The 24,436-nt window shown below is 64.8% G+C and carries 22 protein-coding genes and 1 pseudogene; 7 read left to right on the forward strand and 16 right to left on the reverse strand.

Annotation, left to right across the window (positions count from 1 at the left end; genetic code table 11):
* Position 1 precedes the first annotated feature (1 nt).
* From XI03_RS26505 to XI03_RS26520, 4 genes are all read right to left on the reverse strand, one after another.
* Positions 2-415, reverse strand: a complete 414-nt coding sequence (locus XI03_RS26505; protein ID WP_271593727.1) for a DUF1850 domain-containing protein — start codon at positions 413-415, stop codon at positions 2-4.
* Positions 376-2,487 carry a TRAP transporter permease gene (locus XI03_RS26510; protein WP_271593728.1) on the reverse strand — a complete coding sequence of 704 codons (2,112 nt, stop codon included), beginning with the start codon at positions 2,485-2,487 and terminating at the stop codon, positions 376-378. Before XI03_RS26510 ends, XI03_RS26505 begins: the two co-directional genes overlap by 40 nt.
* Positions 2,488-2,646: 159 nt before the next feature.
* Positions 2,647-3,594, reverse strand: coding sequence for a TAXI family TRAP transporter solute-binding subunit (locus XI03_RS26515; RefSeq protein WP_028140713.1), 948 nt, complete (start codon positions 3,592-3,594; stop codon positions 2,647-2,649).
* 408 nt (positions 3,595-4,002) lie between these two features.
* Positions 4,003-4,482: a hypothetical protein gene (locus XI03_RS26520; protein WP_038948879.1), complete on the reverse strand. Its 480-nt coding sequence runs from the start codon at positions 4,480-4,482 to the stop codon at positions 4,003-4,005.
* Positions 4,483-4,676: 194 nt separating this feature from the next.
* On the opposite strand from XI03_RS26520, the gene XI03_RS26525 reads away from it, so the two are divergent.
* Positions 4,677-4,994, forward strand: a complete 318-nt coding sequence (locus XI03_RS26525; RefSeq protein ID WP_271593820.1) for a hypothetical protein — start codon at positions 4,677-4,679, stop codon at positions 4,992-4,994.
* A gap of 112 nt (positions 4,995-5,106) precedes the next feature.
* On the opposite strand, the gene XI03_RS26530 is transcribed toward XI03_RS26525, so the two are convergent.
* On the reverse strand, positions 5,107-6,321 hold the full coding sequence (locus XI03_RS26530) for a hypothetical protein (RefSeq protein ID WP_095426849.1): 1,215 nt from the start codon (positions 6,319-6,321) through the stop codon (positions 5,107-5,109).
* Between the two features lie 71 nt (positions 6,322-6,392).
* Positions 6,393-7,016 carry an NUDIX hydrolase gene (locus XI03_RS26535; protein ID WP_212428819.1) on the reverse strand — a complete coding sequence of 208 codons (624 nt, stop codon included), beginning with the start codon at positions 7,014-7,016 and terminating at the stop codon, positions 6,393-6,395.
* Between the two features lie 70 nt (positions 7,017-7,086).
* Between XI03_RS26535 and XI03_RS26540 the strand changes: the two genes are divergently transcribed.
* From XI03_RS26540 to XI03_RS26555, 4 genes are all read left to right on the forward strand, one after another.
* Entirely contained in the window at positions 7,087-7,512 is a 426-nt protein-coding gene (locus XI03_RS26540) for a PaaI family thioesterase (RefSeq protein ID WP_028140718.1), read from the forward strand.
* Positions 7,513-7,790: 278 nt separating this feature from the next.
* Positions 7,791-8,801, forward strand: coding sequence for an aldo/keto reductase (locus tag XI03_RS26545; RefSeq protein WP_271593729.1), 1,011 nt, complete (start codon positions 7,791-7,793; stop codon positions 8,799-8,801).
* Positions 8,802-8,816: 15 nt separating this feature from the next.
* A complete protein-coding gene (locus XI03_RS26550) occupies positions 8,817-10,130 on the forward strand; it encodes a tetratricopeptide repeat protein (RefSeq protein ID WP_271593730.1) in 1,314 nt (437 codons plus the stop codon).
* Positions 10,131-10,325: 195 nt separating this feature from the next.
* The gene (locus XI03_RS26555; protein WP_028140721.1) at positions 10,326-10,922 is read left to right on the forward strand and encodes a hypothetical protein; all 597 of its coding nucleotides are present in this window, start codon (positions 10,326-10,328) and stop codon (positions 10,920-10,922) included.
* A 16-nt stretch (positions 10,923-10,938) separates the two neighbouring features.
* Here the strand turns inward: XI03_RS26555 and XI03_RS26560 are convergent.
* Positions 10,939-12,528: pseudogene (locus XI03_RS26560) on the reverse strand (oleate hydratase); the annotation flags it as partial.
* A gap of 64 nt (positions 12,529-12,592) precedes the next feature.
* The gene (locus XI03_RS26565; RefSeq protein WP_271593731.1) at positions 12,593-14,416 is read right to left on the reverse strand and encodes an AMP-dependent synthetase/ligase; all 1,824 of its coding nucleotides are present in this window, start codon (positions 14,414-14,416) and stop codon (positions 12,593-12,595) included.
* A gap of 222 nt (positions 14,417-14,638) precedes the next feature.
* On the opposite strand from XI03_RS26565, the gene XI03_RS26570 reads away from it, so the two are divergent.
* Together XI03_RS26570 and XI03_RS26575 are read left to right on the forward strand one after the other, a co-directional pair.
* Positions 14,639-15,208 carry a cysteine hydrolase family protein gene (locus tag XI03_RS26570; RefSeq protein WP_038950697.1) on the forward strand — a complete coding sequence of 190 codons (570 nt, stop codon included), beginning with the start codon at positions 14,639-14,641 and terminating at the stop codon, positions 15,206-15,208.
* A gap of 171 nt (positions 15,209-15,379) precedes the next feature.
* Positions 15,380-15,703 (forward strand): hypothetical protein, encoded by a 324-nt coding sequence (locus XI03_RS26575; protein WP_161966277.1) that lies wholly within the window; start codon positions 15,380-15,382, stop codon positions 15,701-15,703.
* A gap of 30 nt (positions 15,704-15,733) precedes the next feature.
* Here the strand turns inward: XI03_RS26575 and XI03_RS26580 are convergent, their stop codons facing one another.
* From XI03_RS26580 to XI03_RS26615, 8 genes are all read right to left on the reverse strand, one after another.
* Complete coding sequence (locus XI03_RS26580) at positions 15,734-17,005, reverse strand: flavin monoamine oxidase family protein (protein ID WP_271593732.1); 1,272 nt, start codon at positions 17,003-17,005, stop codon at positions 15,734-15,736.
* 9 nt (positions 17,006-17,014) lie between these two features.
* The gene (locus tag XI03_RS26585) at positions 17,015-17,725 is read right to left on the reverse strand and encodes a RibD family protein (protein WP_271593733.1); all 711 of its coding nucleotides are present in this window, start codon (positions 17,723-17,725) and stop codon (positions 17,015-17,017) included.
* Between the two features lie 20 nt (positions 17,726-17,745).
* Positions 17,746-18,426, reverse strand: coding sequence for an FABP family protein (locus XI03_RS26590; RefSeq protein WP_028140728.1), 681 nt, complete (start codon positions 18,424-18,426; stop codon positions 17,746-17,748).
* 174 nt (positions 18,427-18,600) lie between these two features.
* The gene (locus tag XI03_RS26595) at positions 18,601-18,780 is read right to left on the reverse strand and encodes a hypothetical protein (protein ID WP_038972180.1); all 180 of its coding nucleotides are present in this window, start codon (positions 18,778-18,780) and stop codon (positions 18,601-18,603) included.
* A 271-nt stretch (positions 18,781-19,051) separates the two neighbouring features.
* Positions 19,052-19,300: a hypothetical protein gene (locus XI03_RS26600; RefSeq protein ID WP_028140731.1), complete on the reverse strand. Its 249-nt coding sequence runs from the start codon at positions 19,298-19,300 to the stop codon at positions 19,052-19,054.
* A 265-nt stretch (positions 19,301-19,565) separates the two neighbouring features.
* The gene (locus XI03_RS26605; RefSeq protein WP_271593734.1) at positions 19,566-22,121 is read right to left on the reverse strand and encodes a bifunctional diguanylate cyclase/phosphodiesterase; all 2,556 of its coding nucleotides are present in this window, start codon (positions 22,119-22,121) and stop codon (positions 19,566-19,568) included.
* A gap of 356 nt (positions 22,122-22,477) precedes the next feature.
* Positions 22,478-23,257: a DUF2182 domain-containing protein gene (locus tag XI03_RS26610; RefSeq protein WP_038972200.1), complete on the reverse strand. Its 780-nt coding sequence runs from the start codon at positions 23,255-23,257 to the stop codon at positions 22,478-22,480.
* 60 nt (positions 23,258-23,317) lie between these two features.
* Entirely contained in the window at positions 23,318-23,950 is a 633-nt protein-coding gene (locus XI03_RS26615; RefSeq protein ID WP_271593735.1) for a DUF1326 domain-containing protein, read from the reverse strand.
* Between the last annotated feature and the right edge of the window lie 486 nt (positions 23,951-24,436).

The following is a 24,436-nucleotide window of genomic DNA, read 5'->3' on the forward strand; positions in this document are numbered from 1 at the left end:
GCTACGGATCGTTGCAGATCTTCATCGTGGTGACGTTAGCACCAATGGGATGGCCGACAATCTCCGACAGCGTCCGGCATTGTCCACCATGGCACAGCCGCCATTCGCCGGCCGCGCCCGAATTGCCGAGCACGACCTCTTTCAGGGCTGCCCGCTTCGGCTGCCACTGAAACCAGCCGTCGACCAGCCGCGCCTCGGGCGGCGGCTCCATGCCGGGGCCGGTGCCCTTGACGCGGGCCTGCACCAGTTCGAGACCGGCGGGGGTGACGCGCCAGTCTTCCTGCCAGTCGACTTTCGCGATCGAATGCGTCCAGACCAGCGTGAAGGCGGACAGCGCCAGCGCCTTCACGCCGAAAGCCGTTGCGAAGCAGAGGCTCACACCGCCTCGACCGTTACAGGCGGGCGCTGCCGCCATTGCCACAGCGCGAGCGCCGCAGCGAGCACGAAGCCCGCGGTGTCGCTGAACGGGAATTCGCCGAGCAGGCAGAACGCGGCGCCGAGGGCGACCAGGCGCTCGATCAGCGTCAGCCGGGTGAACAGGAAGCCGATCGCGACCATGCCGAACAGGCCGATAGCCACCAACGCCTTGACGGTCGCCAGCGCGACCGCGCCATAGAAGCCGAGTTTTGCCGCCATGGGGTCGCCGGCCTGGAGCATCAGGGCTGGTGAATAGACGAAGATGAAGGGGATGACGTAGCCGGCCAGCGCGATGCGCATCGCCTCCCAGCCGATCTTGTCCGGGTTCTCCTTGGCGATCGGCGCCGCCGCGAGCGCCGCCAGTGCCACCGGCGGCGAGAGGTCGGCCATGATGCCGTAGTAGAACGCGAACATGTGGCTCGCGATCAAGGGCACCCCTAACTTGGCCAGAGCGGGCGCGGCGAGCGCGGCGGTGATGATGTAGGTCGGGATGGTCGGGATGCCGGTGCCGAGCAGGATCGACAGCAGCATGGTCATGATCAGCGCCAGGAACAGGCTCTTCTCGCCGAGCCCGATCACCCAGCCGCCGAAGATGGTGCCGACGCCGGTCTGCGACATCATGCCGATGATGACGCCGACGATGGCGCAGGCCATGCCGACGGTGATGGCGGATTTGGCGCTTTCGGCCAGCGCGTCGCGGCAGGCGCGCAGCGCCGCAAAGCCGCCGCGCACGAAGGCGGTGATCACGATCAGCCCGACTACGACGCTGGCGACCGGCACGATCTTGAGGCCGTCCCGCGAGAGCGCGGCGACGACGAGCGCAAGGCCGATCCAGAAGATGGTGCGGATCACGTTCGAGGAGGCGCCCGTGGTGATGGCGGTGCCGAGGATCAGCGCCACCGTCAGCGCGAGGCCCATGCTGCCGGCATAGAGCGGCGTAAAGCCCTCGAACAGCATGTAGACGAGGGCGGCGAGCGGCAGCACGAGGTACCAGCGCGTCACCAGTGCCCTCCAGGCGCTCGGGATTTCCGAGCGCTTCATGCCGACGAGGCCGTGCTTGCCGGCTTCCAGATGCACCATCCAGAACGCGGACGCGAAATAGAGGATCGCGGGAATGGCCGCCGCCTTGACGATCTCGGAATATTGCACGCCGAGCGTCTCGGCCATGATGAAGGCGACCGCGCCCATCACCGGCGGCATGATCTGCCCGCCCATCGAGGCCGTGGCCTCGACGCCCGCGGCAAACGCGCGGCGATAACCGAACCGGATCATCAAGGGAATCGTGAACTGGCCGACGGTCACGACATTGGCGACGCCCGAGCCGGAGATCGTGCCCATCATGCCCGAGGCGAACACCGCGACTTTCGCAGGTCCCCCGCGGGTGCGGCCGAACAGGCCGAGCGAAACGTCGGTGAACAGCTGGATCATGCCGGCGCGCTCCAGGAACGAACCGAACAGGATGAACAGGAAGATGTAGGTCGCCGACACGTAGATCGGCACGCCGTAGAAGCCCTCGGTGCCGAACGACAGATGCGTGACGATCTGGTCGAAATCGTAGCCGCGATGGTTGAGCGGCGACGGCAGGTACTGGCCGAAGAACCAGTAGACGAGGCAGGCGCCGCACATCAGCGGCAGCGCCGCGCCCATCAGGCGTCGCGTGCCCTCGAAGATCAGCACCGCCAGCACCGTGCCGACCACGAGATCAAGCCGCGTCGGGTCGCCGTCGCGCGCGATCAGATCGGCGTAGAAGATCCACTGGTAGAGCCCGCACAGGAAGCCGGCGCTACCGATCATCCAGCCGAGCGCGCGGCCGGCATTGCTCTTCGCGGTGAAGTTGGCGATCAGGCCGAAGGTGAGCAGAACGAGGAAGCCGACATGGACGCCGCGCACCACCTGGCTCGGCAGATAGTTGAAGGCGGCGACATAGAGCTGGAAGGTGGCGAAGGCGATGCCGATCCAATAGGCGAGTTGCCCCCACCAGCCCGGACCGAAACCGTCCGGGAAACCGTGCTCGAAATTGTCGAACTCGACCTTGATAGGGGTCTCGGTGGCCTCTGCCTTTTCCAGCATCTTATTCGTCCTCAGCCCTGTAGCGCATATAACATCGAGGCATTGCTCACCCACACCGTCATGGCCGGGCTTGTCCCGGCCACCCACGTCTAACGGTGTCTCCAAGAACGTGGATGCCCGGGACAAGCCCGGGCATGACGTTCGCGGATAGAGCCCGCCTTACTTGATCAGCTCTTTTTCCTTGTAATAGCGGATCGCGCCGGGGTGCAGCGGAACCGGGCTGCCTGTCGCGGCGGTCTCGAGCTTGATCTCCTTGCCGGCCGCGTGTGCGTTCTGCAATTCCGGCAGCGATTCGTAGATCAGCTTGGTCATCTGATAGGCGAGATCGTCCGACACCGCGGAGCTCGTGACGAGATAGTTGATCACCGCCGCAGTCGGCACGTCCTTGTCCTGGCCGGTATAGGTGTTGGCCGGAATGATCGCGGAGACGAAGGGCGGGCCGATCTTGTCGACGGTCTCCTTCGGCACCGACACCACCGTGATCGGGCTCGAGGTCGAAAGGTCCTTCAGCGAGGCGACGCCGAGACCGGCCGATTGCAGCGTGGCGTTGAGCTGGCGGTTCTTCATGAGGTCGACGGATTCGGCGAACGGCAGATATTCGACCTTGCCGAGATCCTTGTAGCTCATGCCGGCGGCGGCCAGGATCGCACGCGAATTCAGCTCGGTGCCGGACTTCGGCGCACCGACGGAGAGGCTCTTGCCCTTGAGGTCGGCCAGCGTCTTGATGCCGGACTCGGTGGTCGCGACGATCTGGATGTAGTTCGGATAGATCGCGCCGATGGTCCTGAGCTTGTCGAGCTTGGTCTTGAAGCCCGCCTCCTCCTCGCCGTCCCAGGCGGCCTTGAGCGAATCGCCGAGCGTGAACGCCAGCTCGCCGCGGCCTTGCTGCAGCAGGATCAAATTCTCGACCGACGCCTTGGTGGCCTGCACCTGCGTCTTCACGTTCGGAATCTTGTCGCCGTAGATCTTCCCGATCGCGACCCCGAGCGGATAATAGACGCCGGAGGTGCCGCCGGTCAGCACGTTGATGAAGGATTGCGCCTGCGCGCAAGGTGCCGACGCCGCCAGAGCAAGAGCCGCGGCCGCGCCGAAAATGGTCCGTTTCATGGTTGTTGTTCTCCCCAAACCGGCGGCGAAATTGGCCGGATGAGGGATGCCGGTCAACCCATCCAAAAGACAAAACAGGACTGCGGTAAACGGCCGATCCGGCTGAATCTTTCGGGAACCCGCGGTGCGGCGAGGTGGCGCAGTCGCCCGCGGCACATCCTTCGAGACGCCCGCCTGCGGCGGCCCTCAGGATGAGGACGGAGTACGTGACAGCGATTTCAACAGCAAAGCTGGCGCTCGGCCTCATTCTGAGGAGACCGCGAAGCGGTCATCTCGAAGGACGAGGCGCTCGCTCAGGCCCCGCCAAGCGCATACGCGATCGCCCTCCCCGTAAGCGGGAGGGAGCGCGCCGTCACTGGCGCGGCTTTACTGGCAAGGCTTTGCTGGAAAGGCTTTACTGGCAAGCTCTCACTGGAACGTCATGTCCAGGCATTTGGAGATGTCGGAACCGAGGCCGGAGGAGATGATGATGCAGCCGCGCACCTTCTGCGCGCCGACATCGGCGGCCCACACCGAATAGCCGCCGGGGCCGAAGAACGAATTGGTGTTCGGCGGCTCGGTCTCGGTCGCGTCGAAATCATACTTGCCGTCGGTCTCGAAGATGCGCGGCTTCTTGGTGCAGCCGCCGTCGGTCTGGACGTTGATGACTTCCTTGTTGTCGCGGGTCAGCGCCAGCGAGACCTGGCAGCGGAAATATTCCGAGGTCTTGGTGTTGAACAGATAGGTGTAGGACTTGCAGGTCGCCGTGTTCAGCTTGCCCGGGGCAAGGCCGCGGCTGCACGAAATCCGCTGGTTGTGGCTGAGCTGGTAATCATCGGCCCGGGCGGCCGGTGCCAGCGCCGTCAACGACAATGCAGCAGCCCAGCAAAGTTTAATCACATGGCGCATCCGAATCATCCCCACCCATAATTTTGTCGAGTTGCGTTCTAGACGGAAAGCGGAACATAGTCGCGAGGGGACGAAGGGAAAATCACAAACTGCTGGGCAAGACGTGATGCGCTGCGGCGCTTTCGCAAATTGACCCGGACAAGCCGTTCGTGATTTGTTCAAGCCGGGTACCCCAGCGACGGGGAGGATGGATGATGACATTTTCAACCAAGACATTTGCACTTGCTTCGGCTGCACTCGTAACGGTGCTCGGCGCATTCGCCGCGCCCGCTTTCGCGCAAGCCCCGGCAACGCCGTGGGAGCTCAAGCCCGACACCGGCTATGCCTATGACAGGGAGGGCAAGACCTTTTCCTACAAGATGGGCACCAGCAACGCCGGCGAGCTCCTGAAGGGCGCCAAGAAGGTCCCGAAGGGCACGCTGTTCTTCATCGGCCACAACGGCCAGCTCTACATGCGCAGCGGCCCCTATCTGGAAGGCGACGGCAAGTTCAAGTTCGGGCCGGATCAGTAAGCGCGCTGCCGTAGGGTGGGCAAAGGCGCGTTAGCGCCGTGCCCACCAACTATCAGTGCATCCTGATCGACAACGGTGGGCACGCTTCGCTTTGCCCACCTACGGCAGCGCGCTAAAACGCCCCCGCCAATTCCCTTGCACCGGGTTTGCTGCTGTTCGAATCCATCCGATCGTCGGTCACCGCCAGCAGCTTGGCCACCGTGTTGTGGCGAATTGCGACCGGGTTGCGCTCGTAGCCGCCGCGCTGGAAGAAGTTCGAGGTCGGCACCTGCTCGCGCATCGCCTGCGGCATCGTCACCATGTCGAGCCCGGTGCCGTCGCCGGTGAGGTTCATCATCTCGAGCTCGGCCGCGGTCAGCGGACGGCTGTAGCCCTTGGCGCGGGCGAACAGCACCGAGGTCAGGAGCTTGTGGGTCTGCAGCATCGGACCGACATCGATGTCGAGCACCATCGCATGCATGGCCCAGCCCTGCGCGGTGTTGCCGATCTTCTCGTGCTCCGACCAGGTGTCGGGCACCGACTTCGCATGCGCCACCATTTTCTTCAGCACGACGAGCTTGTGCTCGAGCGACTGACGCGCCGGTCCTGATGTCCGCGCGACCTTCTCGGAGAGCGCGCGAATGAGTTCGTGCCCCTGCTCGGCGAGCAGCTCGACACTGTTGGTGGTCAGTAGCTGGTTGTAGCCCATCGCGGTCGAGATCGCGCGCTTGCCGCCATGCTCGATTCCCGCCTGCACGTCGTGGCTGCCGGTGCCGCCGGTCTCGAACGAATAGACCCGCACGGCCTGCTCGCGCGTCAGCCCGGAGGCCAGCGCATAGCGCGCATAGGCGCGCTTGAACTCGATCTCGCTCGCCGGGCGCTGCGGCGTGAACTGGTAGAGCTCCTGCGCCGCGCGCAGGAAATCGGCGACCACCGGGATCGGCTTTTTGGCGGGACGGTCCGGCGTTTCCTCCGGCTCCGGATTCACCGGCTTCTTCGGCCCGTTATAGAGCGGCGGATGCTCCAGCACGTAATCATCGAGCGTCACCTGCTGCCCGCTGCGCCGCTTGGCGTTGCGGCCTTTCCGCTTCTCCGAGATCTGGCTCCAATAGGCGCCGGCCTCAGCGTCGAAGGCCGCGCGCGCCGCCTGATACTCCGCGAGCTTGCGGCGATATTCGAGCACCGCCGGCGAAGCGCCACCCTGCGCAAAAAACTGCGACAGCAGCTGGGCGTTGGCATCGCGAACGGCGGGCGGCAGCGCGTCGATCTCGCCGCCACGCGCGGCGGGCGCGAGCAGGACAAGCGCAAGTGGAACCAGCGCGAAGCTATTGCGAATCGAATGATGCATCCTGCCCTCTTAGCAGGCATCCGGTAACCGTCACGTTAACGCGCCGTTTACCTCTTTTTTCGTCTCTTGCGTCACTTCCAGGCGAACACCGGCTGTTCCAGCTCGGTGACGCGGGTGTGCCGGCCCGCGAGCACCTCGCGGAACTGGTAGATCAGCGCCGCCGTCGGCGCGTGGATCAGGCTTTCCTGATGATGGAAGCGAATGACGCGGCGCGCGCTCTCGGGGATCGCGACGAAATCGAAGGCGTCGTCGCGCTCGATGGTGTCGAGCGCAATGCGATGGACCGAAGCCACCTCGTCCGGGTTCGGCCTGATCGCGGCACTGTCGGCGGCCCAGACCACGACGGGCGTGATCAGATATCCGGAGCGGGTCGGATAATCGTCGAGCGTGCCGAGCACCTGCGCGCCGGTGAGGCGAAGGCCAAGCTCCTCGTCGAGCTCGCGCAACGCCGCCTCGACCGGCGTCTCGCCGGCGTCGCAGCGGCCGCCCGGCAGCGCCCATTGGCCGCGATGGGCGCGCAGATGCGATGCGCGCAGCGTGAGCAGGAATGCGGTGTCGTCGTCCTCGCTCGCGGTCAGCGCGACCGCCACCGCGGCACGCTTCAGCGTCGTCGGCACTTCACCCGCCGGCAGCCGCATGAAGGCCGCGCAGGCATTCGCGATATTCCGCCGTGTGGCATCATCGAACGGTCTCATGATGCTTGACTACACCACGTCCGGCCCCGATGAAACGGGATCGCAAGGCCCGCACGGAATGGACGACGAGATGACCAACAAGGCCGCCGCAAGGCTCAAATCAGACGGCTGGAGCATCCTGGAGACCACGGGCTTCATGCACCTGATCGGTCCCCTGTGGGAGCGCAAGGTCGACGGCCATTACGAATTCGCGCTCGCGACCGAGGACAAGCACCACAACCGCCGCGGCATGGTCCAGGGCGGCGTGATGATGACCTTTGCCGACCGCACCTGCGGCATGACCGCCCGTTACGTCTCCGGCAAGGAGTTCATGGCAACCGTGCAGCTCGACACCCATTTCGTCGAGGCCGGCCAGATCGGCGACATCCTGATCTCCCGCCCGCGCGTGGTGCGCTCGACGCGCAGCCTGATCTTCATGAGCACGGAGGTGACCGTAGATGGCCGCTGCATCGTGATGGCGAACGGCGTGTTCAAGATTCTGAAGGGCCCGGGGTAGCTGTTCGGTCAGGTTGCCACTGCCGCAACCACACACTCCGCTGTCGTCCCGGCGCAGGCCGGGACCCATAACCACAGGGAGCAGTTGTGGCACGAAGCTCGTAACTCCGAGTCTTCGCCGAACGCAACCCTGTGGTTATGGGCCCGGATCTGCGCGCGCTTGGGGCGCGCTTGTCCGGGACGACGAGAGAAGCGGCATTGCTGGATTGCTTCGCTGCGCTCGCAATGACGGCGGGAGCTGGCTATGCTGCGCTCCATAAAGATATCGAGGACCCGCCCATGCAATACCGTCAGCTCGGCCGCAACGGCCTGAAAGTGTCGCCGATTTGTCTGGGCACCATGATGTTCGGCGGGCCGACCGATGAAGCCACGTCAAAACGGATCATCGACAAAGCGCGTGATGCCGGCATCAACTTCATCGACACGGCGGACGCCTATTCGAAAGGCGCCTCCGAGGAGGTGGTCGGCCGCGCCATTGCCAGCAACCGTAACGCCTGGGTGCTCGCCACAAAACTCGCCAACCCCATGGGCGACGATCCCAATTGCGGCGGCCTGTCTCGGCGCTGGGTGCTGCAGGCCGCCGACGACAGCCTGAGGCGGCTCGGCACCGACCACATCGACATCTACTATCTGCACAAGGAAGACCATTCGACACCGCTGGAAGAGACGGTGCGCGCGATGGGCGATTTGATCCGATCGGGCAAGGTGCGCTATTTCGGCGTCTCGAACTATCGCGCCTGGCGCGTTGCCGAGATTTGCAACATCTGCGACCGGCTCGGCATCGACCGGCCCGCGGTGAGCCAGCCCTATTACAACGCGATGAACCGCATGCCCGAGGTCGAGCATTTTCCGGCCTGCTCCTATTACGGACTCGGCATCGTGCCCTACAGCCCGCTGGCGCGCGGCGTGCTCACCGGCAAGTACAAGCCCGATGCCGCCCCCGACAAGGAGACGCGCGCGGGCCGCAATGACACCCGCATGATGCAGACCGAATGGCGACCGGAATCGCTGCAGCTCGCGCAGGAGATCAAGACTCACGCCGGGAAAAAGGGCATCACCGCCGGCCAGTTCGCAGTCGCCTGGGTGCTCAACTCCGCCTTCGTTTCCTCGATCGTCGCGGGGCCCCGCACCGAGGAGCAATGGGACGGCTACATCAGCGCGCTCGACTACCGCTTCACTGGGGATGACGAGGCGCTGATCGACCGACTGGTCGTGCCGGGGCATCCCTCGACGCCAGGCTACAACGATCCCGCCTACCCGATCGAAGGCCGGCGCGCGCGGACGGCGTGAGATCGGGAGATCACGATGGCGCATCAAGATCGCTACGGCCTGCCGCTCTCCACCATATCCGATGCGGCCGCTGGCGCCTATCGCGAGGGTGTCGACCTCATGCTTGCGGGCTGGACCGGCATGGCGGAGATGCTGGAGCGCGCCATCGCAGCCGATCCGGACTTCGCGCTTCCCCATATCGCCCGCGCGCGCGTGCACGCTTTCTACCAGCAGGGCGATCTCGCCCGAAGCAAGGCGGCGCTCGCACGCGAGCTGGTCGCCAGGCGCGGCACCGAGCGCGAGCGCTCGCATGTCGAGACGCTGGCGCTGGCGATCGAGGGCCGGCTAGCCGAGGCCATCGCATCCACGCTGAGGCACATCGACACATGGCCGCGCGATGCATTGGTGCTGTCGCTGCCGCTCGGCGCGTTCGGCCTGTTCGCCTTCTCCGGCATGGCCGACCACGACCGCGCACGGCACGAGCTGTGCGGACGTGTGGCGCAGCACTATGACGAAGACTGGTGGTTCCTGACCATGGCCGGCTGGGCGATGACGGAGAATGGCGACGTCGCGCGCGGCCGCGCCATGACCGAGCGCGGTTTTGACCTCCGCCGGGCCAATGCTCACGCTGCGCATGCGGTGCTGCACGCGATGTTCGAGGACGGCTCGATCGACGCTGCCGACCGCCTCGTCGACGACTGGATTCCGACTTACGACCGCGCCGGAATCCTGCACGGCCATATCCGCTGGCACCAGGCGCTCGGCGCGCTCGAGCAAGGCGATGCGGCACGCGCGCTCGCAATCTATGCCGACGTGCTCCAGCCGTCAGTCACGCAGGCGCCACCACTCAACGTCATCACCGACGCCGCCTCGCTGCTGTGGCGCCTCTCGGCTTATGGCCATTCCGTGCCGAAGGCGCTGTGGCTGGAAGCCGACGCCAGCGCGCAAAAACTGTTTCCGAAGTCGAGCCTGTCCTTCGCCGACATCCACATGGCGCTGTTCGCGGCGGCGACGCAAAACTACCCGGCGCTCACCACGCGCCTTGCGGCCATCGAGCAGCGCCTCGCCGAGGGCAAGCTGCCGGCCGGCCCCGTGGTGCCGGCGATCTTCCGCGCGCTGGCGGCCTTTGCGGATGAGAATTACGCGTCATGCGCGCAAACGCTGGCGCCCGTGCTCGCCGAGGTCGTGCGGATCGGCGGCAGCCACGCCCAGCGCGAATTGGTCGAGGACACCTATATCGTCGCACTCATGCGCAGCGGCGAGCTCGCCCGCGCCCGCACCCTGCTGGGCGCCCGCCTGCACCGCCGGCCCTCACTTCGCGACACGCGCTGGCAGGCGGCGATGGCCTGAGTTCCGCCACGAAAAAAACACCGGCCTGACGGCAAGTGGCGGCGGACGGTTTGGACGATTTGGACAAAACGCCGTCGGGGTGGCGCGGTGGTATTCCAGGCGGGACTTGCAGGACAAACGGGATCGCAACCAATTTGCGGTTCGATGGTTATGGTGCGGAACCTGACCGTGGTTCCCTGGCACGTGAGCCTTCCAATGCGCCTCTGCCGATCGCTGCTGGCCGCGACCCTTGTTTTCACGGCCACCCTTGCCGCTTTGGCAAGTCCTTGTTTTGCCGAGACTTCCAAGCCGATCCCGGTCAACAATCCGCCGGCGCTGCAGAATGCCTTCATCGATCTGCTCGCGCTGATGTCCGGCCACTGCAAGACCTTCAAGGTCGCCGGGCGCACCTTCGCCTGCAAGACGGTGGCCTACGCCCATGGCGACAAGGGCCGCGTCAATTTCGCGGTCGCGGTCGACGATCCCTCCGACGACAGCCACGTCGTGTCGTTCTCCGGCGAAAACGGCAAGCGCGCCGACGACAATTCCTACGAGCTGCCGATCGACCGCATGCTGCTCAACTCCAAGGACCGCCCCAGGGTCGACGGCCTTCCGGTGCCGGCCGAGCAGACCTCCACCGGCCTCTGCCGCCAGACCGGCAATTTCGCCGCCAGGAAGGTGACTGACGTCACCTGCTCCGCCACCGACAGTGAGGGCCGGCGCTACGAATTGCTGTTCGTCTCCGACGGCACCCCAGTCAGCGTGCGCCGCATCCGGCAATCGGCGCCGTCGATCCAAGATCCCTTCAAGTAACCCGTTCAAGTAGCGATCACGCGAATGCCTTCTCCAGCGTCGCGAAGATGACCGCGAGCGACTTGTCGTGCCGCGTCACCGGCGGCACCGGGCGATCGATCTTCATCAGTCGATAGACCGCCATCTGCGCCGCGCGCACCGAATATTCGACGGTGAACACGACGTCGTCGGGGATTTCGACGAACTGGCTGACGAAAGCGAGGTTGACCGAATTGTTCGGCACCGGCAGCGGCCGATCCGTCAGGTTGCGCGGCATGAACATGCTGGTGATGTAGGGCATGCGGCAGGGCACGCAGATTGCGTCCTCGAACACGCCCGCATCGAAATTCAAATGGCCACACAGCTCCTTCAGTATCTCCGCGCCGCCGCAATCGGACATCGGCTTGGCAACGAAATTGCCGACGCGGTCGGGATGCAGCGCATAGCCCCAGAACACCTGCACATTCTTCGGCTGTCCGGCGAAATGCGGCTGGTGATAGAGCACGACCGACATCAGCCAGTTGGAATCCTTGAACGTGACGAGGCCGCCGGTGCCCGCACGGTTGCCGGAGAACGCCTCCATCCGGTCGAAGAAGAGTGGATCGCGGCAGGTGACGGTGAAGGACAGCCAATAGGATTCGGGGATCGAGCTGTTGAAGGCGGCGGGATTGCCGAATTCGGGACGCTCCTTCGCGATCGTCTCCCACAGCGCCCAGCCCTGGCTGTCTTTCTTGGTCAGATGCGGTGGCGGCTCGGTCATGGTGCCGAGGCTCGAGGCGTCCGTCATCGAGCCGTTCTGGAAGAATACGAGATCGCCGTCCTCGAGCCGGACATTGGCGATGCGGCCGTCGCGATCGAGCACGAGCTGGCGCACCCGCAAGCGTCCGTCCTCGCGCTCGATCGCCATGTCCGTGACGCGCGTGCCGCGCACGAATTGCACGCCCTGCCGCTTCAGCCAGTCGGCGAGCGGCCGCACGATCGCATCGTACTGATTGTAGACGGTGCGCTTGACGCCGGCGAGCGTCTCGATGCGCGGAAACTCGTTCATGAAGCGGTGCAGATAGCGCTTCAGCTCGACCGCGCTGTGCCAGGGCTGGAACGCGAAGGTGGTCTGCCACATGTACCAGAAATTGGACTCGAAGAATTTCGGCGAGAGCCAGTCGGTGATGCGGCTATTGCCGAGCGTCTCCTCCGAGGCCTCGGTGAGCCGCAGCAGCTCGAGCCGGTCGCGCGCGGAGAAACCCATATGCGAGACGTCGACCTTGAAACGGTTGCGATCGACCAGCCGCGCCTTCGAGTGCGCCGGGTTCTCCAGGTTGAATGCGATGGTCTCCTCGCGCACGCTGAGGCCGGGATGCTCGAGCGAAGGGATGCTGGAGAGCAGATCCCAGGTGCATTCGTAGTGATCGGTGGTCAGCATTCGCCCGCCGCGCAGCGAATAGGCGCCGTTCGCGAGCAGCGTGCCGTCGAGGCTGCCGCCGACCAGCGGCTGCGCCTCGTAGATCACGATGTCGCGCCCGGCCTGCTGCGCATCGCGGATCAGGAACGCCGCGCCCGCGAGCGATCCAATGCCACCGCCGATGAAATACGCCTTCATGACTTGCCTCGATTGCCGTTCGAATTCGCGGGCGACATTGCATCGCGAGGCAGCGGCCGAAGTTGCGCTGGATCAACCGCGGGGAGAGGCGAAATCACGTCGGCGTTATCGGCGCGGGCTTCTTCGCATAGACGTGCTCGATCTCGTCTGCGAAGCGGCGTTCGAGCGCGGGTCGCTTGTTCTTCAGCGTCGGCGTGAGCAGGCCGCTCGCGATGGTCCACGGGTCCAGCGTCCACCACACCGCGCGCGGCGTCGCGTAGGACGGATAGGCCTTCACGGCCGCCGCGATCCTGGCCAGCAGCGCAGCCCGTTCCGCCGCGCCGCCTTGCTTGCCGCTCGCCGCCAGTCTTTCCTTCTCCTGCACCCAGGCTTTGGCGTTCAGCACGACCAGCGCAGTGAGGAACGGCCGCTGTTCGCCGACCACCAGCGCCTGCTCGAACAGGGGATCGGCGAGGATCGCGGTCTCCAGATCCACCGGCGCGATCTTCTCGCCGGTGGACGTGACCAGAATGTCCTTGATGCGGCCGGTGATGGTGATGCGCCCGTTCTCGATGCGGGCCTGATCGCCGGTATGCAGCCAGCCGTCGGCGTCCTTGACGCGGCGTGTCTCCTCCGGCTTGTGCCAATAGCCGAGCATCACGCTGGGGCCGCGCACCAGCAATTCGTCGTTCTCGCCTAGCCTCACCTCGACGCCGTCGAGGACATGGCCGACCGAGTGCGGATCATTGTCCTCGATGGTGTTGACGGAGACCACCGGCGAGGTCTCCGTCATGCCGTAGCCCTGGAGCACGTCCAGCCCGAGCGCGAGAAACAGGCGAATGACGGGCTCCGCGATCGGCGCGCCGCCGGAGATCGCGACGCGCAGGCGGCCGCCGAGCCGCGCCAGCACTTTGTCGGCGACGAGCCGTTTGAGCAACGGCCAGGCCAGCCGGTCCAACAGCGACGGCACGCCATGCCGCTGCCGTGCATCGAAACGCCGCCCGCCGACGGCGATGGTGAGGTCGAGCAGCAAGCGCTCGATGTAACTTGCTGATGCGCGATGCTGCATGATCAGCGCGAAAATGCGCTCGTAGATCCGCGGTACCGAGACCAGCACCGTCGGCTGCACACGCTTCAGGTCCTCCGAGAGTTGTGGCACCGAGCGGGCATAGGCGACGCACGCGCCGGCCGCGATCGGATAGTAGTAGCCGCCGGTGCGCTCGAAGGTGTGCGAGAGCGGCAGGAAGGACAGGAAGACGTCATGGGGTTCGGCGGCGATGCGGTGCGCGATCGCCTTCACATTGGCGACGACATTGCCATGCGAGAGCATCACGCCCTTCGGCCGCCCGGTGGTGCCCGAGGTGTAGACGATGGCGGCGAGATCGTGCGGCTCGATCGCGACATCTGGCAGCGGCGCGGTCGCGCCGGGGGCTTGCGCGAGCCAATGGTCGAGCCCGACGATGCGGGCATTCGGCGTGATGAGCCCGCTTGCATCCGCGCAGACGACGCGCTTGAGATGGTCGAGCGGCTGGCCGGTCGCCACGATCGCCTGCCAGCGCTCCAGCGTATCGACGAACAAGAGCAGCGCGCCGGAATCGACAAGGACGTAGGCGATGCTGTCGGGATTGTCGACGGCATGCATCGGCACCGGCACGAGGCCGCGCGACAGCGCTGCCTGGTCCATGGCGATATGCGCAATGCCGTTCGGCATCAGGATGGCGACGCGTTCGCCCGGCGCGAACTCCTCCGCGGCGAGCGCGCGCCGCCACAGCTCGAATCCCGCATCGATCTCGCGCCAGGACTGGCTGACCCAGCGCTGCGCGGTCGCATCGAAATGACGATAGGCCTCCGCCGCCGGCGTCGCCTTGACGCGCCAGCGCAGCAGCTCCGGCAGCGTCTTGATTCCGGCAAGTCCGTCCGGTTGACTCAGCCCCTGCATGGCATCCTCTCGCATCTCATCGATTCCCAGCAATTTGGTGCCGCGACACTAGGCCGGCCAGTCCTTGCCGCTTTGATCCTCAGCAAGGCGGCCATGCAGGGAAGAGACGCTGCGCTGCGTCCGGGGCACGAAAGCTGTCGCGAAACGAGGGAAGATCGGCATTGCGCGCTGTCCCAGTCGCCTCGCATATTCGCTTTTACAACCCGTGCGAAAGGTCCGATCATGCCCGCCCCCCTCCCCGCCCTCATCGTCGTCGACGTCCAGCGCGCGTTCGACGAGTGGGAGGCGGCGGGACAGCGGCGCAACAATCCGGATGCGGTGGCGCGGATCGCGGGTCTGCTGAAGACGTTCAGGGCGCGCGGCGCGCCGATCTTTCATATCCGCCACGAGGGTACGAAGCCGAGTTCATCGTTCCTGCCGTCGCGCTCCGGCTACGCCGTCAAGGACGAGGCGCGCGAGCAGCCGGGCGAGACGATCATCGTCAAGCGCGTCAACAGCGCCTTCATCGGCACCGACCTGGAACAGCGCCTGCGCGCGGCCGGCATCGGCAACCTCGTGATCTGCGGTGCCACCACCAATCATTGCGTGGAGACGACGACGCGGATGGCCGGCAATCTCGGCTTCGACGCGCAGCTCGTGCGCGATGCGACATGGACCTTCGACCGCATCGGTCCCGACGGCGACAAGCATTCCGCCGAGGAGATCCATGCGATGACGCTGTCGAACCTCAACGGCGAGTTCGCGCGCATCGTCACCAGCGACGACGTGGTCGCCTCGTTCGCGGCCAAGTGATGGCAGCAATGCGATCAATGCCGATGATGCGACAATAAATCTCACGAGCCCACTCATGCGCGCGAAGCGAATCGGACGTCGCAATACTGCGTCGTTTCGACGCCCGCACTGGCCGGAACGCGGGAAGCGCCCATCTGTTGTCACACGACATTCAACTGGAGTGATGACACCATGAAGTATCTCATTGTCGCGATGGCGGTCGGTGCTGCGGCGCTTGCCGGCGGATCGGCGGCGAACGCGGCCAATAATTCAAGCGCGAAGCAGAACGCGCAGGCCGGCCAATCGACCGACATCAGCGCGCAGCACCGGCACCACGGCCATCGCCACCATCATCACTGGCGTCATCATCACCACCATCATGGCTACTATCGTCCGCACCACCGGAGCTACGGTTACTACCCGCGGCATCACGGCTATTACGGCGGCGGGCCGTACGGGTATTACGGCGGCGGCGGTCCCTCGGTGACGTTCGGCTTCGGCGGCAGCCGCTGGTAAAAGGAAAGGCCCGCGATGCGGGCCTTTTTCTTACCCCCGCAAAATCATCCCTGCCGTCTCCTGGCCGCTCGCCAGCGCCGCCTCTACCGTGCCCATGTCACGGCCGCGATAGAGAGCCTCGCCGGAAAACAGCACCAGGCCATCGGCACGCGCGAGGATCGCTTGTGCCGCACGCGTCCGCGGCGTCGCCCAGGAATAGGCACCGCGGGCAAAGGGATCGTGTGCCCAGTTGGTCGCCGCCGCCGCGACGAGCTCGCGCGCGATGTCCTCGCGCGACAGCTTGAAAATGGCGGCGAGCGAATCGAGCCCGGCTTCGATCAGTCCCCGCGGATCGAGGTTGTCCAGCTCCGCCGTGCGCGGGCCGCCGAACCAGCCGGTGAGCACGGCCTGCCCGCCCGGGTATTGCGTCCACCACACCGGGATGGTCCGGTCGGACAACAGGAAGGTCATGGCTGCGAGATCCTGGTGCCGCTCGCGCCACCACGGCCGCGCAAACCGCAGCAGGATCTTGATGACGTTGCCGAAGCCGATGTCGCCCGCAGCAGCAAGCCTCGCGCGCGCGCTCGCCGGCAGGGCCATCTCGCGCAGCAGCGGCAGCGGCACGGTGAGGATCACGCGATCACAGACGTGGACATCGCCGCCGGCGCAGCGAACGGCCGCCGTGTCGCCGCCCTCCTCGATCGCCGACACCACGCAGCCGAGATGGATGGTCACGCCGAACCTGCGGCAATGGGCGGCCAGAAAGTCGATCAGCGCGCCATAGCCGCCATCGATGCGCGCCTGCGGCGCGTGCCCGCCATCCATCCATTCCTCACGCAGCGCCAGCGTCGAGGCGCGCTCGGGGTCGGCCGCGTCATAGCCCTCGACCATCCGCTCGATCGATTGGCGCATCGGCGCATAGTCATCCCCGGCGAAATGCCGGCGCAGGAACTCGGCGACGGAGAGATCGTCCTTCAAGTCCCTCAGCACGGCCTGAAGCTCCGCCTCGTGCGGATCGTCGCGCTCCTCGCGCGAGAGCGTCATTCCGTCAAAGCTCCACTGCTCGCCCGCGATCTCGTGAAGGGACAGCCCGGCCTCGCGCAGCAGTTCGCGCGTGACCGGCGCCTCGCCATGGACGAATTCGGCGCCGCCCGCGGCGGGGTAGCCGAACTCCTCAACCGGCAGCGGAAGGATGCGGCCGCCGCAGCGCTCGCGCGCCTCCAGCACCGTCACCTTGCGGCCGGACCGCGCCAGCTCGCGCGCCGCCATCAGGCCGGCCGCGCCGGCGCCGACGATGACGATATGTTCCGTTGTCTCGGGCATGGCCGCGCGTTACCGGCTCGCGGCTTGCGGATCGTTCTTGATCAGATAGCGCAGCAGCAGGACACCGCCGCCGAGCTGGCGCGTACTCTCCAGCGTCATCGCGGTGATCGGCGCGCGCTTGTCGCTGTCCGCCTCCGTTGAAGAGAACACGAAGGGCGCGCCCTCTGCGCCATCGATCGCGGGGCTGAGAATCAGGTTGAACTCGTCGATCAGACCGGCACGCAGGAACGCGCCGTTGGCGACGCCGCCGCCTTCCACCAGCAGGCGCTTCACCCCTAACTCGCGGCTGAGAATGTCCAGCACCAGCGCCAGATCGAGCTCGGACTTGCCCGCGAAGATGTAGGACACGCTCTCGCCCCGGAGCCCTGCGAGATGCGAATCCGGCACGCTCTCGGTCAGCACGACGACGATCGGATCGCCGCCGATGTCCGAGCGGCCCCAGCCGATCTTGCCCTGCGCATCGAGCACGATTCCATAGGTCTTGGCGTCCCGCCGCGCGAACCAGTTTTCACGCGGCAGCTTCGCATTGGTCGTCGCAGGATAAGGCTGGCCCCTGGCGAACTCCGAGCCGGTGACGCGGCCGATCACCCAGGCATCGCCGCCGAGCTCGTCATGAATCTTCTCGAACCAGTCCGTGCCCGCCCCCTTCGGGCGCCAGCGGCTGGGATGCGTGCGGCCATCGAGGCTGGAGTGCATCAGACAGATGACATAGGGCTTCATGCAAAGTCTCCGAGCATCACTCAGGCCGAGGCTGCCGGCCCATCGCCCTTCTCATCGCTTCTGGCGCGATCGTTGACGATCACCGCGAGCGGATTGAGCTTTGGTGGCGCGACCAGCTGCAGCGTGTTGGTGTCGCGATGGTCGAACGGCGCACCGCGCACGAACAACTCGGTCTGGATCAGATAGGTCCAGCTGCCGTCGTCGTTGAAGGTGATGTCGCAGCGATAGGAGTCGGTGCGAAACGCCTGTTCCAGAAAGTCGGTCGAGCAGATCCCGTAGGCGGTATCGCCACGCTTTGCGGTGACGGAGATCGTCCTGTCGTCGGGCCCGGCCTTGCCCGAAGCCAGCAGCACCTGCCCGCGCGGAATCGCCAGCGTCTGCATGATCAACCCGGTCGCGGGCTCCCACAGCCAATAGCCGACCTGGTCGTGGAAGGTGATGTCTTCCTCGGGCGTGTTGATGTGGATGTGATAGCGCAGCCCGTACAGCAGCTGCGGCCCGTTGGCCTGCGGATCGATCGGGTCCATGCGGATGCGCTCGATGAAGGTCCGCCGCTCCGGCCCCTCCGCCTTCGGATTGATGTCGATGCCCTTGTCCGCCTGCCAATGCCCTGCGAGACGGCGAAGCGGGCCGAGATTGGCAAGGCCGTCGGGCGAGACGTCCTCGGGCTCGGTGAAGATATCGGCGGGAATGGGGAGCATGGCGACCTCGCGGGAAAGTTGCGGAGGCAGCAATAGCATGGCGGCGCGGGCGTGGCGCGTGCTCAGGCCTCACAATCGCGAATGGACACCGGCGTTGCGCGCGGGACGATTGTCGGGCTTTTCGACAAGACGACGAAGCCGAACCCGTTCGGTTCGGCTCCGCCGCCGGGACGTTTAGTGGCGATGATCGCGGACCTCGGGCTGCGTGCGGTGGTCCCTGACGATGGTCTGATTGCGATGGTCGCGCACGATGGGCGGGTCGCGATGATCGCGGACGATGGTCAGCGCGCTCGCGGGCGTCACCGCGCTTGCCAGGGTGATCGCTGCGAAGGCCACAAGGATGGTATTGCGCATAAGTCTTGTCCTCTTCCCGGTGGATCATTGCGAGCCACCTGACGCCAAGCTAGATCGACCCGCTGGAATGATATGTGTCGGCGATCACGCGGCGACGATCGAGACGTCGGCAACCACGCGTCATCCGCAGCACGAAGCGCATGGCGGCTTGTCCGTCGAGCCCCCCTGCGAAGGACAGACGCGCGAAGCGATCTTCGCGACGCTCGGCGTGTCCGTCAGCACCGTGAAGAGCCACCTCGCTGACGTCTTCCGGTGTCACCGGAGGCCGCTCTCAAGCCGCTTCCGACACCGATTTCGCACGCTCCTCGAGCACGCCGATCGTCGAGACCAGATTGTCGCGCCGCGCTCGGAGGTTCAGTGCAAGCAGCGGATATGTCGGCTGAAGCACGTCGAACACGCCGGCTTTTGCTTCCTCCTCAAGAATGTCGGTATTCAACAGCCGGACGCGCCACCACAAATCGGCGATCAGCGCATCGAGCCGGAGTTCTCCGGCAGTACCAGAACGGGACATTTCTTGCATCGCTTGCCTCAACCTGAAACGGGCCTCCCTGACGAGGCCCGGCTTTGGTCAAGACTGAGCAAATGGAGTGCCAGGATCGGCGGGTGCGATTTGGCTCGGGAATTGGCTCCGCGGTGCAGTCCTTCGGCTCTCAGCGGAAGCTGAACGTTGCCAGGGGACCACCAGGTCTTGCCCCCTTCCAAGCTATTCCTAGGGAGGCTTCACCTGCTCAGCTTTCCTGCTCTTGGGCGGCGGGCGATAATGACAAACGCCGGAGGCATTCAGCTCACGCCGCCCGCCGTTTCCGTCGCGCCGGTGGGGCCTGCCACGAGAGGCCGGCGAGCGGCACGGGCTTGCTGAAGTGAAATCCCTGGCCGAGCGGGATGCCGAGTGACTGGAGCCGTTTAACCTGCTCGAAGGACTCGACCCCCTCGGCGACGATCGAGAGCTTCAACGTCTTCGCGAGCTGCACGATGGACTTCAGCACGGCGACGGTCTCGCAGCGATCGATCCTGTCGATGAACGATTTGTCGATCTTGACCTTGTCGAAAGGAAAGGCCGTCAAATAGGACAAAGACGAGTATCCGACACCGAAATCGTCGAGGGCAATGGAGACGCCGAGCGCCTTGAGGCGCTGGAGCGTCTTGAGGTTCTCCTCGGTGTCGGCGAGAAATACGCTCTCGGTGATCTCGAGCTCGAGCCGGGTTTGCGGAAGGCCGCTTTGCGCCAACGCAAACGTCACGGTGTCGACGAGATTGGTGCCGGCAAATTGCAGGGCGGAGAGATTGACGGCGACCTTAACGTCGGCCGGCATGCTCATCGCATCGCGACAGGCCCGGGCAAGCACCTGATTGCCGAGCTCGACGATCAAGCCCCCCGCCTCCGCAACCGCAATGAACTCAGCCGGAGGAATGTAGCCCCTGGTGCCGTGATGCCAGCGCGCCAGCGCTTCGACCGATTTTACCCGGCCGGTGCCGAGCTCGATCACGGGCTGATAGAATACCTCCATCTCCTCGCGCCAGATCGCTTCGCGCAGCTCGATCTCGAGCACGTTGCGCTGATCCGCTTCCGCCTTGAGCTCCGCTGAATAGAGGTGGAAGCAGCTTCGGCCGGCATTCTTCGACCTGTAGAGCGCAAGATCGGCGTTGCGGAGGATCTCATCGACCCGCGTGCCGTGCTCGGGCACGAGCGCAAGGCCAATGCTACAGCCGATCACGACGGGATGGCCATCGATGTGATAGGGCTCGGCAATGGCCTGGACCAGCCGCTCGGCCAGGCTTGCAGCGCCGTCGCGCATCGCGGCCACGATCACGGCAAACTCGTCGCCGCCAATTCGCGCCGCCGTATCGGCATCACGAATCTGCGCCTTGATCCGGTCGGCAACCTGCTTCAGCAACGCGTCGCCGCATTGATGGCCGAGCGCATCATTGACGGACTTGAACTTGTCGAGATCGAGCAGGAGGACGGCGAACGCAGGCTCCAGCCGGCGCGAGCTGGCTAGCGCCTCGTCGATGCGCTCCTTGAACAGGTTGCGGTTGGCAAGGCCGGTCAGGCTGTCGTAATGCGCCAGCCGCTCGATGCGGTCCGCCGACGCCTTGCGCTCGGTGATGTCCTCATGAGTAGCGACCCAGCCGCCACCCTCGCGCCGGCCGTAGGAGATGTAGACGACCCGTCCATCGGGAAACTGCACGGTGTTCGAGATCTGCTCCGACCGGGCGAGCCGGTTCTTCAAATCGACGAGATAGGCCTCGACGTCGAGAACGGCGGTCTGTTTTGCGAATATATCCCGGAAATGCATGCCGATCCGAATGTCTTCCGGCAGGAGGCCATAGAGTTCGAGCCATTGCGGGTTGAATGCGATCAGGCGGTCACGGCCATCGAACATGCTCAAGCCCTGGGGAAGGTTCCGGAGCGCATCCTCGAACTTGCTGGCAAAATCGCGCCGCTCGCGGTGAGCGCGATCCAGCGCCTGCTGCCGTCGCCAATGGAATGTCGTCGCGGCGAGGATAATGAACGTCAGCAGCAGCGCGCCGCCGAGATAGACCTTCTGCCTGAAGGCGGAGCGGGAATAAATCTCCTGCTCCGAAATGCCGACGGTGAAGATGAGCGGAAACGCCCGCGACCTGCGCGCCGTGATCAGCCGGTCGCTGCGGTTCGGCCGGTTCTCGTTCCAATATTGCACATAGAAGCCGTCACCGAGCTCGCCCTCGACGCGGCTGGGTGTGCGTTGTCGCAGCACGGAGCCCTGGTCCACGCCCCGGGCGGCGAGCACGACGTAATTCGCATTTCTGAGCACCAGCGTTCCTCCGACGCCGAGCTTTGCCGTGTCGTAGAACCTGCCGACCACGTCGACGCTGATCGAGCCGACGATCACCCCGGCCGGATTCCGCGCGAGGTCGAACAACTTTCTTGCCAGCTGGATCGTCCATTTGTTCGAGGCCCGTCCCAGCACCGGCTTGGCAACGTAGAGGCGATCGTCGGCTTGCGCCATGACATTGATGAAGTGTTCGCGATCGCCAAGATAAAGCGGCGGACCGGAATAGCCCGCGGTCGTGTCGATCATGTATCCGTCCGATCCGATCAGTGCGAACTGAACCACGTCGCCGGTCGCAATGCGGGCCGTGTCCGACCATGACTTCAAGCTGAAGGTGAGCGGATCCTGGGCGTAGAGCGCTCGCACCACCAGTAATGACTGATCGACGCGCTCGAAGATGCGTTCGGTGTTTTCCTCGAACAGTTCGGCGACGCTGTCGCCGTGCGACCGCGCCTGCTCGACCGCATCCATCCGCTCCGACGCGGTGATTGCGAAATAGCCGATCCAGGCCAGGGGCAGAAAGAACAATGCGATCTGCAGCGGACCATTCCGCAGGATCGTTCTTCCGGCTTTGCGGACTGCCCCTGCGGGAATCACGACGCGCACCCCCGCTTCGGCCGCCAGGGCAGAACTGCGCTCGCCCGCAGTATTGGCATCGCCGTGTCTCCGCCTCGACTGCACAGGGACACCCGCGGCCGAAAGCGGCGCGCGGGTGCTGCTCATAGCGCAAAGGTAGCTGAAACAGCCTTAAGTTTGTGTTTGGGCAAAGCTCAATTCTTCAGCTTAAAGCATCCGTATCATCACGGAGGTCGGCTGGCCTTGAGCAATCAGGTACACGGGCATGTCGAAAGCCGCACATTTTCAGCCGCCTTTGGACCTGCTTTTCAGATTGCCCGCGCAAGAACGATCGTGCCGGACAGGATGAGGACCCCGCCTGCCGCATAGCTCAATCTTCGGCCGAACGGCAGCAGCTTCTCGCCGGCGACATAGAGCGCGATGCCGATGATCCAGGCCAGGTTCATCACGCCGCCGACGAACAGCAATACCATCAGAAACCAGCAGCAGCCGACGCAGTAGCTGCCGTGGCGAAGTCCCATTCGCAATGCGCCGCGTGTGCCGGGCCGCCAATGTCGGCTGAGAAACAACAGCGGGCTCTCGCAGTACCGCAGGCACGCCTGTTTGAGAGGCGTGAACTGATAAAGCCCTGCTGCAATCAGAACGCCGCCGCCCAAAATCGCGCTGGTGCTTGCCATCGCCATCGACAGCAATCCGAAACGTTCGAACGCTCCTTGCACCAGGACCGCAGCGAGACTGAACCCCGCCCACGTCACGAGATAGCCGGCGAGAAAGATCCAGGTATCGATTGCAGCGCGGGAGGCGGTCTCCTGCTTGCGCTTGACGGTCGCATACAAGAGAACGGTGGGCACCGCGCTCGGCGCCATCATCGCGACCATCATCACCCACCACATCACGAACAGCAGCACGCCATAGAATGGCGTCCACGGCATCGGCGCCATGTCCGGCATGTCGGTCATCATCTCGGTGTCCATGCCGGCGCCCGCGGCGAGATAGGCCCAGGCGAGCGCCACCACTGCGGCAGTCCCGATCGCGACGATCAGCCGGTCGCGGTGGAGCAGGTGTTCCAGTATCGAGCGCCCCTGCATCGACTTGTCCATAGCGATGAGGAGCTGACACCGAGGTTTTATGTCGGTGTCAGCGCCGCATCATGCGACAACCCCCTCGGGCGTCTGCACGACATTGGCGAGCGAGCTATGCGTACCCCGGGTCTCGAACGGGATCGCCCCGGTCGAGCGGATGTTGGCGGATGCGACCTCGGCCGCCCGATGTTCGAACCCCTCGGGCATGACCACCTGGATGCGGTGCGGATCACCGGTGACCGGGTTCTTGATCGGCTCGACATCGGTCTCGAGCACGCCCCTGGCGACGAGTTTTGCGACGCGTCCTTCCTTGTCGAAGGAAAACTCGAACGGCGCAAACACCGGATCGTGGATCCTGGTAACGATCATGCTGACGATCTGGAAAAGCGTGCCTTCGGCCGAATGCTTGCCGGAAAAGATATCGAACAACGCCTGACGCTGCTCCGCCGTGGCGCGTTCGTCGATGATGGGCTGGATTGTCCCGTTGCCCTCATGAAGCGGCCCAGGGAAGTCGACCGTGATCGCAAAGCAGAGACCATCGAGCCTGGTCCCTTCGAAATGTCCCCTGGCGATCCGCATGGCGACCATTCCCTTGCAATAGCCTTGGGTCGGCCGTGCGTTGAAATCGCAGGGACAGCCAAACGCGCAGGTGCAGTTCTTCATCCATTCGCCTTCGAGACGCCAGTCCGATGCAGCCATGGCACATCTCCCAATGTGAGCGGGGACGCGGCAGCCATTGACGATTTGTTCAGCGTTCTTGTCGAGGCAACGCGAAAAGGCGCGAGCGGGATCGAGGTACGATCAGAAGGCCGGCATCGCAGAAAAAGTGTGGTGGCGAGCTGCCGTTTACCGTCCAACGATCATATCAGCGGCCGCCGGCCACGTATAGCGAACGAGGGTAGTGCCTCGGGAGCAGCCACATCTCGGGGATGTCCGACGTCAGGGGAATGGTGCCCAGGGGCGGAATCGAACCACCGACACTGCGATTTTCAGTCGTTTGACTAAAGTCTTGGGCGTTTCTCAGCGACCGTACGCGATAACTTCTTGCTACTCGAAACCCTACGTTTATAAGGGTTTTTACGGTCGCTCATGGTCGCCTGCGGTCGTCATGTATCGGCTCTTTCACCGTCCCCAGCGCGTCCCCGGCCTTTTGAGGGACAGCGGCCCGCTTCCGGGGACGCAATC

Source organism: Bradyrhizobium sp. CCBAU 65884, from assembly GCF_028128835.1.
Taxonomy (GTDB): Bacteria; Pseudomonadota; Alphaproteobacteria; order Rhizobiales; family Xanthobacteraceae; genus Bradyrhizobium; species Bradyrhizobium ottawaense.